This window comes from Chitinimonas sp. JJ19 (assembly GCF_036961565.1).
Classification (GTDB): Bacteria; Pseudomonadota; Gammaproteobacteria; order Burkholderiales; family Chitinimonadaceae; genus Chitinimonas.
Genome location: NZ_JBAMDD010000005.1, coordinates 292,247 through 307,084, shown reverse-complemented (window position 1 = coordinate 307,084; position 14,838 = coordinate 292,247). Strand labels below are relative to the sequence as shown.

The 14,838-nt window shown below is 60.9% G+C and carries 9 protein-coding genes; 8 read left to right on the top strand and 1 reads right to left on the bottom strand.

What is annotated here, in order from left to right:
* The first annotated feature begins 267 nt into the window (after positions 1-267).
* From V7714_RS08750 to V7714_RS08740, 3 genes are all read left to right on the top strand, one after another.
* Positions 268-744 (top strand): FKBP-type peptidyl-prolyl cis-trans isomerase, encoded by a 477-nt coding sequence (locus tag V7714_RS08750; RefSeq protein WP_335709375.1) that lies wholly within the window; start codon positions 268-270, stop codon positions 742-744.
* Between the two features lie 280 nt (positions 745-1,024).
* A complete protein-coding gene (locus V7714_RS08745) occupies positions 1,025-1,678 on the top strand; it encodes a GNAT family N-acetyltransferase (protein WP_335709374.1) in 654 nt (217 codons plus the stop codon).
* A gap of 238 nt (positions 1,679-1,916) precedes the next feature.
* Positions 1,917-2,402, top strand: a complete 486-nt coding sequence (locus V7714_RS08740) for a GNAT family N-acetyltransferase (RefSeq protein ID WP_335709373.1) — start codon at positions 1,917-1,919, stop codon at positions 2,400-2,402.
* Between the two features lie 31 nt (positions 2,403-2,433).
* On the opposite strand, the gene V7714_RS08735 is transcribed toward V7714_RS08740, so the two are convergent.
* Positions 2,434-3,147 (bottom strand): LuxR family transcriptional regulator, encoded by a 714-nt coding sequence (locus V7714_RS08735; protein WP_335709372.1) that lies wholly within the window; start codon positions 3,145-3,147, stop codon positions 2,434-2,436.
* A 190-nt stretch (positions 3,148-3,337) separates the two neighbouring features.
* Between V7714_RS08735 and V7714_RS08730 the strand changes: the two genes are divergently transcribed.
* The 5 genes from V7714_RS08730 (at position 3,338) to V7714_RS08710 (ending at position 14,831) form a co-directional block, all read left to right on the top strand.
* A complete protein-coding gene (locus V7714_RS08730) occupies positions 3,338-3,733 on the top strand; it encodes a DUF4902 domain-containing protein (RefSeq protein ID WP_335709371.1) in 396 nt (131 codons plus the stop codon).
* A 494-nt stretch (positions 3,734-4,227) separates the two neighbouring features.
* Positions 4,228-4,839 (top strand): acyl-homoserine-lactone synthase, encoded by a 612-nt coding sequence (locus V7714_RS08725; RefSeq protein ID WP_335709370.1) that lies wholly within the window; start codon positions 4,228-4,230, stop codon positions 4,837-4,839.
* A gap of 74 nt (positions 4,840-4,913) precedes the next feature.
* Positions 4,914-7,313, top strand: coding sequence for a penicillin acylase family protein (locus V7714_RS08720; RefSeq protein WP_335709369.1), 2,400 nt, complete (start codon positions 4,914-4,916; stop codon positions 7,311-7,313).
* A gap of 167 nt (positions 7,314-7,480) precedes the next feature.
* On the top strand, positions 7,481-13,858 hold the full coding sequence (locus tag V7714_RS08715; RefSeq protein WP_335709368.1) for an amino acid adenylation domain-containing protein: 6,378 nt from the start codon (positions 7,481-7,483) through the stop codon (positions 13,856-13,858).
* A 10-nt stretch (positions 13,859-13,868) separates the two neighbouring features.
* Entirely contained in the window at positions 13,869-14,831 is a 963-nt protein-coding gene (locus tag V7714_RS08710) for a TauD/TfdA family dioxygenase (protein ID WP_335709367.1), read from the top strand.
* Positions 14,832-14,838: the final 7 nt, after the last annotated feature.

Below are 14,838 nucleotides of genomic sequence, written 5' to 3'. Positions count from 1 at the left end.
TTCCTCGCAGATCATCCGCACGACGAATAGCCCGGGCATGGCCCTGTGTCAGCTTGCCTTTGCGCAGCATGTCGCCTGCCGATACAACGGCGCCTAGTTAGACAGCGTTCCTACGCCTATGACCAATTTCTGCTTCCCGTCAGTGCGCAGACTAAGGAACAATATGGCATCGGATGCAGGCCATGCCTCGCCAGGCGGTGCCGCATCAGCCAGTTGCTGCTGCCCTAGCAAACAGCAAACCTTTTACCTACGCAAGAAGTTCTCCCCATGAAGATTGAAAAGAATACTGCCGTCACCCTGCTGATGAAGGTGACAGACACCCAAGGCTTTGTGTTCGACGAGGGCAAACAGCCGACGGCCTACCTGCACGGTGGCTACGACAACCTCTTCCCCAAGATCGAGGCTGCGCTGGAAGGGCAGGAGCCGGGTTACCAGACCACGGTTGAACTGGCTACCGAAGATGCCTTTGGCGAGCGCGATGAAGCGCTGGTGACGACCATGCCCAAGGCCGAGTTCCCTCCAGGGGTCAAGGTGGGTGGCCAGATACAGCGCCGGGGGCCGGATGGCGAGCCGCGCTATTACTTTGTTACCAAGATCAAGGGGCCAACCGTGCTGCTCGATGGCAACCACCCGCTGTGCGGCAAGGCCATGCGCTTCATCCTCAAGGTGATCGATGTACGTGCTGCGACGGCAGAGGAAATCGAACACCAGCATGTCCATGGTGAGCATGGTCATCACCACTAGGCTTGGGTAGCCGAGCCCTAGCTGGCTAGGCCATAGCAGATGTCTGGCGCCTGCCTGGCCATCCTTCGTGGGTTTGCTGGGAGGGCTCTGGGCTGCTGCTATGGCCATGCCTTGGGCTCGGTAGCATGCAAAAATTTGTGTGCTGTAGGCCTGCGAGGCAGGCCGTGCGGCATGCCATGACGGTAAAGCGATGTGATTGATGTCTTTGTTTTCTAATGAGATTGAAAATTTTTGGCAGGCCGCTTTCCTTGCCGGCGAAATACGGTGCCGTGCAGACAAATTGACGCTTGCCGTCAACCCGGCACTCAGTGAGGACAGGCGGCTAATGTTGCTGGCGACTGCGGATGGCCACACGCACGCCGTCATGACGCCCGCACTGGCGGACAAGCTGTGCCTGGGCAGCGGCCAGGGGCTGACCGAACAGGTACTGCGGCAAAAGCTGCACGATGGGCAGCTTGCCCTGCACGGTGCCGACTATGTTTTCTATTTCTCCGAAGCCGCAAAGCGTGTGCTGCTGGAAGAGGCATCGGTACCCACCCTACGCCAGCTGACTGCGGCCGATGAGGCGGTGTTTGCCGAGTTCCAGGCGGCGGCCTCTGAGCAGGATCTGGACGATGCCTATGTCGAACTGGATCACTGCTTGGTATTTGGCGCCTTCGAGGGCGAGCGCCTGGTCTGTGCCGCCAGCATGTACCCCTGGGAAGGCCAGAAGCTGGGCGATATGGGCGTGCTCACGCTGGCATCAAGCCGGGGCAAGGGCCACGCCAGCCGTGTAGTGCGTGCGATCAGCCGCCATGCCTGTGGTCTGGGTTACCAGCCGCAATACCGCTGCCAGGTGGACAACCACATATCCGCCGCCTTGGCCAAGGCAGCGGGGTTGAGCCAGTTCGGGACCTGGGAGGTGATTTCCCCCGATTCGGCAGAAAGCCTGTGAGGAAGGCAAGTCACGCCTGGGTGCGGGAATGAACAGGTGCCAGCGCCAGGTTGGCGCTGGGCGGATTTTGTTCATGCCTAGCTTGCGTGGCGCAAATTTAGTATCACCATGAAGGTTGGCCGTGGCTGCTTGGCAATCGGTAGCGACGGGTTTGAAGTACGGCAATGGCGGCCCGTAATATCAATTCCTCAGCGGGCCCAGATGTCCGTTCAATCGCTTTAAGGTCTCTTCATTCCCCATGCGTATAGAACTAGAACTGCCCAACCAGCCCGAAGTCGTGTCGCTTATTGCGGAGCTGGATGCGTATCAGGATACCTTGTATCCAGCCGAAGCACGTTACGCGCTGGACCTCTCGGCACTGCAACAAGAGAACGTCATGTTCGTCGTTGCCAGGGACGAGGAGGGTATGGCTGTTGCTTGTGGTGCCGTCGTCCTGCAGCCTGAGGCGGGCGAGCTCAAGCGCATGTTTGTGCGCCCAGCCTACCGCTCGCAAGGCGCGGCAGCCAAGGTGCTGGCGAAACTCGAAGCGGAATCATATCGGCGTGGTTGCCGCCTGTTGCAACTTGAGACCGGGCCGTATCAAACCGCCGCACTGGCCTTTTACCAAAAGCACGGCTTTCAGGTATGTGGTGCGTTCGGTGACTACCCCGAGCATCCGCTCAGTGTGTTCATGCAAAAGAGGCTGGGTGATAGCGCGTCATTGTCGGCCAGCTGTTTGCCTTAGGTATTCGCAGCTGAACGCGGCTGCCGGGGTGTCAGAACAACATGCCCAACATTGAGGCCTTGATCGCCGCCTCGGTTTTGTTGGCAGCGTTGAGTTTGCGCATGGTGTTGACCAGGTGGAATTTGACTGTCCGGTCGTCAATACCCAGAATCATGCCCGTTTCGAGATAAGTCTTGCCGGTGGCGGTCCAACGCAGGATTTCCCGTTCGCGCGCAGTCAGTTCGATATCGCATTCCGGCATCAGCTTGGGGGCGATCAACTGGGTCATGGCGCCATGTACCAGCTTGGAGAGCCAGGCCATCTGCAGTTCCTTGGCGTTGAGCTCGGATTCCTCCAGTGCCTCCCCGGAGCGCACCAAGGACAACATGCCGGTAAGGCCGTACTTGCCATGGCAGGGCATGCACCACCCATGGCTCAGGCCGTGCTGCTGTGCTTCTTCCCAGAATTCATGGTGGTCCTGCTGGGTCGTGGCCGACCACTGCAGCGGCATGGACTCCGTCAGACCGTGTTTGACGGTCGGATCTTGAACGAAGTAGTCATTGGCAACGTAATGCTGCACCCATCTATCGGGGTAATTGGAAAGCAGGGAGAAGCTAGGGGCGCTGACAGGCAGGGGAATGCGCAAACCAAAGGAGCAATGCTCGAAGCCTAGTTCGACGACGCTCTGAGCGAGCCGCTCGAACAGGACGGTATCGGTTTCGGCAGATGAAAACAGCTCCAGGTACGTTTCGCGCCAGTTGGCCATAGCGGTTTATTCCGAGGTTGTCAGCATGCCCGAACGGACAGTGTCAGCGAGAGATCGAAGTGGGTAGGATGCGGCGACGGGTCACTTTTAGGCACATGAAATTAAATGAGAAGGGCATGAAACCTAGCGCTTTAGGGATAGACCCAGGATGGTGGGGGACGCCGTTCCGAGCAAGCAGGGAGAGGCGTGTATGCACACGCTAGCACCTGACGGATTGATACGGCTGACATATACAGAGCTCCGCTGTGTACGCATTCATCTCAACATGGCTTGGTCGGATATGGACTTGCTTTCAGAATTGCTGCAGCAAGGGGTTCAGGCAACTGATGCAGGGTACTGTGAATATGTTTCAGATGCACGTAAACCTTGCATTAGTTTAGGTTGGGCGTGGTATTTGTACGACCCTTCTGGTGGAATCATGCTGGCACCCGGCGGTATTAGCAGCAATGTCATGCTGCGTTGCGAAGCAGGCTATGACTTAGGTGCGATTCAAACGGGTCGGTTACTGGAGTCCTGGATCAATGAATATGATTGGCAGGTGTTGTTTGCATTGGAGGCCATACCGGCCTGCACTATTAAACAGTAATTGCTGATGTAGCACCTGCGGCTTACTTGCTTCCCTGTAAAAGCCCCTTTCCCATGTTATTGGAAAAGGGGCTTTTGTTTTTTAAGTTGTTGATATGCAAGTAATATTTTGTCGGTTTGTCGTAAGCTGCACGCACTGGATGCAAGCAGAAATACCCTTAAAGGGTTATTGGCAAGGTTAATTACCCTGCAAGGGTATTTGTATGTTGAACGCCTGCCCTATGTGCATGAACCCTGTTTTGTTGCGGCGTCGGTCCATGTGCTTGGCGAGATGAGCGTATTGCTTGTGGTGGCCTGGACGGCAATTGGGGAGTTATTCAGTTGGGTTTTTATAATAAAAACAATGGCGTGTGATGAGTTATTCAATTGACATTATGCTGTGTTCATAGCCCGGCGGTGCTGCCTGCCCAAACGGGCAGCTACTGCAATTCCTAGCTAACTCGTTAAATGCGCTCCATCCAATAAACAAAAAGAGTGGGTCGCGCGATGTTACAGATGGTTTCTGGCACCCGTGAGCAGCTGCGGGGAGGCATGGAGGTTTCGCTGGCGCAGTATCGCCATCGAGTGTTCATACGTGAGCTGGGTTGGCCCCTGCAGACGGAAGACGGGCTGGAGCGTGATGCGTTCGATCGCGCCGACACGCTCTACGTGGTGGCACACGATGACCAGGGCCGGGTGTGTGGCTGTGGTCGGCTTCTGCCCACCAGCGGCCCCTATCTGCTGGGTGAGGTCTTCCCGGGCTTGATGGGTGATATTCCGCTGCCCCGCTCGGCGCAGATCTGGGAGTTGTCGCGCTTTGCCATCAGCACGCCAGAAGGCATGCGGCTGACCGGAGAACAGGCCTGGCGCAATACCTGCGCACTGATGGCCGACATCGTGCGGGTGGCCTCCGAGCAGGGCGCTGAGCGCTTGATCGCCTTCTCCGCCGTGGGCAATGAGCGTCTGCTTCGCCGCATGGGGGTGAATGTCCATCGTGTCTCAGCACCACAGTTGATCGATGGCAAACCTGTTCTGGCGTTCTGGATAGAAATCGATGAGCAGACCCTATCTGCCTTGGGCATCACGCCTACCAGGCAGGTGGATGCCGGTCGGGGGCTGATCACCTGATCCTGATGTGGGTGGTGTGGGTAATGCATTCTCGGGGCCTGACGGTTCCCATCTGAATAGAGCAGGGGGATATTTTGAAGCGGTTTTCCAAGTATTTGGCCATAGCAGGCGGTGTCTGCCTGGTTGCACTGGTGACGGTGCTGGGTTTGCTTTATGTGGCGGTGGTGCGCAGCAAGCCGCGGCTGGACGGCACGGTGCAAGTCGCCGGGGTGCGGCAGGCGGTGTCGATAGAGCGTGATGAGAGAGGTACGCCTGTGATCAAGGCTGCCGACATGCATGATGCCGCCTACGCCATCGGCTTTCTGCACGCACAGGAACGCTACTTTCAGATGGATCTGATGCGTCGTAAGGCAGCTGGCGAACTGGCCGCGCTCTACGGCAGCCGTGCCGTGGAAGGCGACAAGCGTGCACGTCTGCATCGCTTCCGTGCCCGGGCGCAATCATTCGTGACCCTGCTGCCGGCAGACCAGCGGGTGGTGTTGCGCAACTATGTGGCGGGGGTGAATGAGGGGCTCAGGCAACTGAAGGCCGCCCCTTTCGAGTATGCGATGCTGTTTACCTCTCCGCAGCCCTGGCGTGAAGAGGATACGCTGCTGGTGAACATGGCGATGTACATGCTGCTGCAGGAAGACGGTGGCACCCACCCCGAGATGGCGAGGCAGAAGCTGGTGCGCCAGTACGATGCGGAATTCGCCGATTTCATCCTGGCCAACCGTACAGAGTGGGATACCCCCATGACGGCAGCTGATGCGCCAGAAGCGCGCATCAGCATGGCGTTGCCCAAGCTGCTCAGGCAGCCCCTGGCGGTTGCCGCCACAGATGCGGTGCACGACGGCTGGGTGACGGAGACCGATGGGCGTCGGCGCATGACCGAGAACATCGTCGGCAGCAACAACTGGGTGGTATCGGGCCGCAAGAGCGTAGATGGGCGTGCACTGCTGGCCAACGACATGCACCTGCCTTTGCAGCAACCCAATACCTTCTACCGCATCAATATCGCCAGCGCAGACCGGCTGGCGCCCGCCGTCGGGGTCAGCGTACCCGGCCTGCCCATGCTGGTGGCAGGTAGCAATGGCAGCATCGCCTGGGGTCTGACCAATGCCAACGGCGATTGGAGTGATCTGGTCCGCGTGGAGAAGTCGGCGCTGGCGGGGGCAAGCAAGGTGATGCGCGAGACCATCGCAGTCAAAGGTGGTGCCGATGTCATTCTGGAGGTACGCGAAACACGCTGGGGGCCGATAGTCGCGGAGGACGAGCAGGCGGCTTATGCATTGAGCTGGGTGGCGCACTACGCGGAAGGCAACAACCTGAGCCTGTTTCCGCTGATACGCGAGCAGTCCATCGCAGGGGCCAGGCAGATTGCCGCAGTGGCAGGCATGCCGCATATGAACCTCGTGCTGGCCGATGCCCAGGGCAATGCCGCTTGGACCATCGCAGGCCGCATACCGCGTCGTGTTGGTCTGGCCGGAACGCTGCCGCAAGGCTGGGGTGCTGGCACGGGATGGTCTGGCTGGCTGGCGGCGGACGAGTACCCCGTGCGCTCCAGCAGTGATCGTGATTACTTGTGGACAGCCAACAACCGCGTGGTTGATGGCGATGATCTGAAGAAGATTGGTGAGGGCTCGCAATTTGCGCTGGGCGTGCGGGCCATGCGCATCCATGAGCGCTTGGCATCCAGTGGCAAGCTGCGCGAGCAGGATATGCACGCCTTGCAGCTCGATGATACGGCGCCCCTGATGAAGCGCTGGCATGGCCTCGTCAGCAAGGTGGTGGCCGATATGCCGGATACGCCTGAGAAGCATGAACTGGCCAAGGTGCTGGGGCAGTGGAATGGTCACGCCAGTGTGGATTCTGCCGCTTACCGGGTGGTCCGCCGCTTCCGTGATGAGCTGGCCGATGGGGTGATGCCTGCCTTGCTGCAGGATTTGCTGAAGCGGGAACCTGAGCTGCGCTGGTATGAGTTGGTACCCAATTGGGAAACACCGCTCTGGCGTGTGGTGTCGCAACAGCCTGCGGCACTGGTGCCCACCGGGGTAGCCAGTTGGGGCGATTACTACCGCCAGGTACTGCTGGAAAAGGTCTACCAGCCTTACAAAGCACGCTACGGTGGTGACTTGTCCAAGGCGCGCTGGGGTGATGCAAACCGGTCGGAGATCAAGCATCCCATGAGCAATAGCCTGCCCTTGCTTGGCCGCTTCCTCGACATGCCCAGCGTGGAGATGAATGGCGATAGCAATACCGTGCTGGCGCAATCCCAGTCGTTTGGCCCTGCAATGCGCCTGGTGGTATCGCCCGGCCATGAACAGGACGGGTTTCTGACGATGCCGGCCGGCCAGTCGGCGAATCCGCTCTCGCCCTATTTCCGTAGTGGTCATCAGGAGTGGCAGCAAGGTAAGCCTCTGCCGCTACTGGCTGGCCAGGCACGCTACCACTTGCGGCTGGAGCCCAAGCGCGCGGAGCAGCCTGCGCCATAGCCTGCGCCACGTAGGTCGAACCTAGGGATGGCGAGCTTTCCCTCGCCATCCACCGATACCGTTTCCGTGTGTTTATGCCCCGCAATGCGGGCGCATCGGGGGCCTGTTGCCCGCGATTGCGCAATCCGCCTGGGGTCAAGCTGTGCCAATCATGGGTAGCAATGCATATGAACCAGTCTAATTCCTGCGTAGATCTGTCACCGGCGCAGCTAGATATCTTTCTGGACCAGGCCATCAATCCACATGTGCCGCTCTACAACATCGGCGGCTATGTGGTGTTGCGTGAGGCAGTGGATGAAGAGGCGTTCTGCCGTGCTTTCCAGCACGCAGTGGCGGGCCACGATGCCTTTCAGATCCGTTTCTGTATTGAGTCCGGCGTGCCGCAGCAGTATCTGCAACAGCAGGCGCATGTGCTGGCATTGCATGATTTCACGCAGGCCGAGGTGCCAGCCCAGGCTGCCAGGGAATGGCTGGATGGCTTGTTCGAGTACCGGTTCCAGCTGGATAGCGAGGCGCCGCACCGTTCTGCCCTGGTCAAGGTAGGGCAGCATGAATACTGGTACTGCGCGGTGGCACACCATCTGGTTATCGATGGCTGGGGCTTTGGGCTATGGGTGCGGCGGCTGGTGGCGGGCTATCTGGCTCAGACTGGCCGTGGCACCGCAGCTGCCGTACCGGATACCGGCTTTCTGCAAAGCATAGCGACACGGCGTCAGCGCCATGAGAATCGGCCTGCTGCTGCCAGCCCAGCCGCCCAGGCAGGCAACCCGGCTATGCCGCTGTTGTCCCCCAGGGCGCTGGTAGCCACGCCGCAGCCCAGCGTGCGGGTGGTACGCGATCTCAGTGGACAGCAGGTCCAGGCATGGACGGCACTGGCCCAGGCCCATGGATTCCAGCTGCACCATTTCTTGCTGTCGCTGGTGTTCTCTTATTTCTCGGTATTGAAGCAGCAGGACTGCCTGGTCATAGGCTTACCTACCCACAATCGCCGGGGGCAGGAGAAAGCCATCGTCGGCAGTTACGTCAACGTAGTGCCCTGCACGATGTCGCGGCCGCAGCATGCCGGCATAGGTGCCTTGATGGCGATGACCAAGCAGGCAATGACGCACTGCGTGCGCAGCCAGGATGTCTCCATGGCTGAGCGGATGCAGGGGGCTCGCGCCGTGGGTGGGCGACCAGCCCGGATGTTCGATCTGCAATTCAACTATCTCAAGCTGGACTACCAGACCGACGAGACCTATCTGCAGACTGAAACGCATTATCTGGCGAATCGGTGGGCGCAGATTCCCTTCTCGTTCAATGTCTGTGATTTTGGCAGCCACCAGGCCATGCAGCTGCAGGTGGATGTCAACGAGGCGTACTTCACACCGATGGAGGCGGCGCTGCTACTGGATAGGCTGATGTATATCGCCGAGCAGTATGAGCGTGACCCGTCGTTGGTGCTGGACAAGGTCGCCTTGGTCCCGCCGGCAGAGGCGCTGCTGGTGCAAGACTGGGGTCAAGGCAAGGCCTTCCCTCCTGGCGGCGTGGACATCGCAACCCGCTTCGACGCCATGTGTGAGCGCTACCCCGAGGCGGTGGCACTACGGTCTGATACTGGTGAGATTCGGTATGCGGTGTTGCAGCTGCAGGCACGACGCCTGGCCAACTGGCTGCGTGAGAATACGGCCGATGACACCGCACCGCTGGCCATACACCTGCAGCCGGCACCCGCTGCGATAGTGGCCTTGCTGGCGATTGCCATGCTGCGTCGCCCCTGTGTACCGCTGGATCCAGCCTGCCCGGTGCAGCGGTTGACGCATATCCTGGCAGACGCCCAGCCAGCACGCTTGCTGACCGATACGACGGGGCAAGCCAAGGCGATGATGCTGGGCGTGCCTTGTGTGAACCTGGACGACCCGGATTTCATCGCGACCCTGGCGCTGACTGATGGCTCGGCTCCGCTACCGGCAACGCTACCGACCCAGGGCCAGGGCATCGCGACCCTGCCAGCTTCCATACTCTATACCTCGGGTTCGACGGGCCTCCCCAAGGGGGTCATCATTCCGCAGTCGGCCATCATGCGTTTGGTGGATGGCCCTGACTTCCTGGCGTTGGGACCGGCAACCGTCACGCTGCAGGCGGCCAATATCGCCTTTGATGTTGCGGCTTTTGAAATCTGGACCCCACTGCTCAATGGCGGCACCTTGGTGCTGCGGAACAGCAGCGTGCTGGACCTGGATGAACTGACCCGGCAGATTGAAGCCAACGGCGTCAACACCCTGTGGCTGACCGCAGGTTTGTTCGATACCTGGGTGGGCAAGCTCAAGGCAGTCCCCCCCAGCTTGCGCTTTGTGCTGGCGGGTGGCGATGTGGTACCGCCTGCCGCCGTCTGCAAGCTGCAAGCCATGAAGCCGGATATCGTCTTCATCAATGGCTATGGCCCCACCGAAAACGGGATATTCAGCGCCTGTGCCGTGGTGACCGCGCATGGCGACCCCAGTCAGCCCATTCCTATAGGCAAGCCTGTCAATGGCTCGACCTGCTATGTCGTGGATACCCACGGACGCCTGCTGCCCCTGGGCGAGCCTGGCGAGCTGTGGGTGGGTGGCGCTGGCGTCGCCCTGGGGTATCTGAACCAGGACGAACTGACACGCGCGCGTTTCATCGCCGATCCGGCCCCCAACATGCCGGGGCGTCTCTACAAGACTGGCGACCAGGTACGCTGGCGGCAAGACGGCCAGCTGGATTACCTGGGCCGGCTAGACCAGCAGGTAAAGATACGCGGCTTCCGTATCGAGATCGACGAGATAGAGAACTGCCTGCGTCAACATCCCGATGTGCTGGAAGCGGCGGTGGTGGTGGTGGGCAGCATGGCGGCAGATAAGTGCTTGTGTGCCCATGTACGGCCCCGTGCTGATGCCGAGGCCGATAGCCTGCCAGCGGCACTGGCCAGCCATCTGCGCAGCAGCCTGCCAGATTACATGGTACCGGCCCATATTGCGCTGATCGACCAACTGCCCCTCAACCCCAACGGTAAGATAGACCGAGGGTGCCTGCGCAGCATGGGCCTGCCCCTGGTCCAGCACGATACCGCTGCGCACGGTGCGGCCAATGAGACCGAGCAGCGAGTCTGGCAGTGCTGGACGAAGGCGCTGCCTGGTACGACACCGTCACTCGATGACAACTTCTTCGAGCAGGGAGGGCACTCTCTGGCGGCCATGCGCATCCTGGCCGACCTGAACGAGTTCTATGGCATCCGGCTGACCTTGGTCGACGTCCTGAAGTTGCCCACCATTCGGCTGCAGGCCGAGCGGGTGGATGCATGCCGGGCGCGGCTTACGGACAGCACACCCCCAATACCGCGTAGTGCGCCGCTGGATGAGGTGCCCATGTCGTTCGTGCAGCGGCAGATGTGGCTGAGTCATCTGCTGAATGGCGGTAGCCATGAGTACAACGTACCCGGCGCATACCGCTTGAGTGGCCCCTTGAACCGGGCGGCGCTGACCGAAGCCTTGCGGCGCATCATTGCACGGCATCAGCCCTTGTCTTGCCGTGTCGTACGTCGGGATCAGTCGGCAGTGTTGTGCCCGCGCGATGCGCAGGACTTCGACCTGGGCTGGCAAGACCTGGCCGCTATGCCGACATCGGAGCGTGCGTCGGTGGTAGCAGCTGCACAGCAGGATGAGCGGCTGCGTTCGTTCGACCTGGAACGGGATCTCCCCATCCGCGCCCGCGTGCTGGCGCTGGGGCAGGACGAGCATGTATTGCTGGTGACCCTGCATCATATGGCTGTGGATGGCTGGTCACTGAGCAATCTGTTGGCCGAGCTGGCTGCCCTGTACCGGGAATGCAAGGGCGGTGAGCCCGCTGAGCTTGCACCGCTGCAGTCGAGCTACCAGGATTACGCCCTCCATCAGTTGGCCCAGGAAGGCAGCACAGCGTTCGAGCAGGCTGCCCAGTATTGGCGTGGTCAGCTAGAAGGCGTACCGGTGCTGCATGAGCTGCCCCTGGATAAGGCGCGGCCTGAAAAGGCCAGCCACCAGGGCCGGGTGTTGCGCGGGCAACTGGACCCGATCAGCACGGCTGCGGTGCAACAATTGGCAGCGACGCAGCAGATATCGCTCTTTTGCCTGCTGCAAGCTGCGTTTGCCGTGATCGTGGGGGAATACAGCCAGCAGCGCGATGTGCTGGTAGGCACCCCGGTCAGCGGACGGTTTCATACCGAGCTGTATCCCAATATCGGGTGCTTCATCAACACGCAGCTGGTACGTACCCGCTACCAGCCGCAAGACACCCTGTTGACGGTGGCGAGCCGCAATGCGGCGCAGTGGACTGAGCATCTCGGCCATCACCAGGTGCCGTTCTCACATGTGCTCGACGCCCTGGCGCCGGCCCAGTCACGTAGCTTCAATCCCCTGTTCCAGCTGTGGTTTGTGCTGCATGCCCAGGTGGCAGGCGAGTTGGCGCTGGATGGCCTGGCCGTACAGATGCTGCACGCAGACGAGGCCAACACCAAATTCGATCTCATGGTATCGGCGGCGCCAGGCGCACGGGGCCTGGAGATCGAGTGGCTCTACGCTGAATCGCTGTTCTCCGAGGCGAGCATGCAGCGCATGCTGGATGGCTACCTGCAACTCCTGCAACGCCTGCCTGAGTTGCTGCAGCAAGCGGTTTGCCAGATACCTGCCCAACTGGGCCTGGCTGCGGCGCTGCCAACAGTGGCCATGGCCCATCCCTACGAGACCGGCACCTGTATCGCCGACCGGGTTTTCCACCACGCCAGCCTGACGCCCGGCGCTGCTGCCGTCCGCGATGGTGATCTGCAGCTGACCTATGCCCAGCTAGCCGACAAGGTCCGCCGCCTCGGCGGCCTGCTGGCCGAGTGTGGCGTGGTGCAAGGCAGCCGTGTGGCGGTGTGTGCCGACCGTACGGTAGGTGGCCTGGTCGCCATGCTGGCGGCTCAGGCCTTGGGTGCTGCCTATGTGCCGGTGGACGCCAAGCTGCCGGCAGCGCGCCTGGATTTTGTCCTGGCCGATGCCGACGCAACGGTGTTGCTGGGGTATGCCGAGACACTGTCCCACATGGCGGTGGGTGCGATGGATGTGGTGCTGCTCGATGGTGTCGCCGATGCCGACTGGTTGTCGGACTACCAAGGCACGGTACTGCCGGATGGCGGCATTGCCCCTGATGCCGAGGCCTATCTGATCTACACCTCGGGCTCCAGCGGCATGCCTAAGGGCGTGCGGGTCAGCCGAGCCAACCTGGCCCACTACGTGGCAGCCATGACTGAACGCTACGGTTTCGAGGCCTGTAGCCACTATGCCGTCAATTCGGCTTTCCATACCGACCTGGGCAATACCACCTTGTACCTGGGTCTTTGGCACGGAGCCTGCCTGCATCTCATGGGTAGCGCACTGATGCTCGATGGTGCTGCCGTGAGCCGCTATGTGCAGCAGCAGGGCATCGACGTTATGAAAATCACGCCGGGGCATTTTGCTGCCTTGTGTGATGACACGCTGTATCCGGCGCCTGTGCCCCAGCGTTTCCTGATATTGGGCGGTGAAGTGCTGCGGCGCGAGCTGCTGCAAGCCATCGCGGCTACCTGCCACCAGCGGGGCTGCCGCGTGATCAATCACTATGGCCCGACCGAGGCCACCATAGGCTGCCTCACCCATGAGATCGACCTGCACGCCCTGCCAGACGTCGCGCCGCTGGGCTTGCCGCTGCCCGGCGAGGCCTTGCGCATACAGGTAGACGGCCGGGATGTGCCGCACGGCTGCTGGGGTGAGCTGGTCATAGGCGGCCCAGCGGTCAGCCTTGGCTACAACAAGCGAGCAGACCTGAGCGATAAGGTCTTCATAAAGCTTGAAAGCGCTGGCGGGCAGTGGATACCCCACTACCGCACAGGCGACCGTGTGCGCCTCGATGCCCAGGGCCGGGTCGAATTCGGTGGGCGCTTCGATGACCAGATCAAGCTGCGTGGCTTCCGTGTGGAGCTGGCAGAGATCGATACCAGCCTGTTACGCCTGCCTGGCATCAGCCATGCGGTGACCCTGCTCCATAAGGATGCTGCCGGGCAGGATGCCCTGGCCAGCTTCGTGGTGGCCTCGGGTCGGTTTGACCTGGCGACTACCCAGGCCGCGCTGCGCCGCAGCCTGCCCGACTACATGCTGCCTCGCGTCATCGTCGCGCTTGATGAGATGCCTTTGCTCGGCAATGGCAAGCCTGACCGGCAGGCCTTGCTGCGGCGGATCGGCGAGCAGGCAGTCCCGGTCGTGCAAGGGCCGGCGACGCCTAGCGAACAAACCCTGCACCGGATCATGAGCGGCCTGCTGCAGCGCCAGCAGCTCTCGGTGGAGCAGCGTTTCTTTGATGCTGGTGGCAACTCGCTGCTGGTTACCCGCCTGGCCAATGAACTGCAACTGGCGATGGGGGTGCATATCCCGGTCCGCCTGCTCATGGAAAACCATTCTGTCCGGTCGTTAGCCACCCTGGTCGACGCACTGCTGCTGACTACTCGCCCGCAGGACGCTGGCGAAGACTTGATTGAAATCGAAATCTGAGGAAAGTGCGATGAAGACAACCCCCTACTGCACGCCCGAACGGCTGCTGGAAATCACCTACCCCGTGGCGCTGGAAGGCCAGAAACTGGGTGACTGGATAAGCCACCACCGCACGTCCATCAACACGCGGCTGGAGCGTGAAGGCGTTGTGCTGATGCGCGGACTCAATGTCATCAGCAGCGGCCAGTTTGCCACTATTGCATCCGGTCTTTTCGGTGGTGAGCTGCTGTCCTACAGCAACCGCTCCACGCCCCGGACCGAGCTGCGGGGAAACGTCTACACCTCGACCGAGTATCCCAAGGAAGAAAGCATTCCCCAGCACAACGAGAATGCCTATTCGCACGAGTGGCCAATGAAGATCGCATTCCTGTGCCTGGTTGCGGCCGAACAGGGGGGGGCCACGCCCGTGGCGGACAGCCGTGTGGTGTATCAGCGCATACCGGCCGCGATACGCGAAAAGTTTGAGCGCAAGGGTGTCAAGTATGTGCGCCATTACAGCAGCGTGGGCCTGCCCTGGCAGGAGGTATTCCAGGCCGAGACCCGCGAAGAGGTCAATGCCTACTGCGAGCGCCATGGCATCCGCTATGAGTGGCTGGACGATGACCAGTTGCGCACCGAGCAGGTGTGCCCTGGCGTGGCCGTGCACCCACACACCGGCGACAAGGTCTGGTTCAACCAGGCCCATCTGTTCCACGTCTCCAACCATACCGAGGAAAACCGCCAGGCCTTGCTGCAGACCTTTGGCGAGGCGCGCCTGCCACGGCATGCCTATTACGGCGACGGTGAGCCACTGGAAGAAGAGGTGCTGGAGGCCATCCGTACCGTCTACGAGGAAGAAAAGCTGTCCTTTGCCTGGCAGGGCGGCGATCTGATGCTGCTGGACAACATGCTGTATTCGCACGGCCGCGACCCATACGACGGTGCCCGCAAGGTGCTGGTCGCCATGGCTGACGCCCGAACCTGGAACGACTGACAACAAC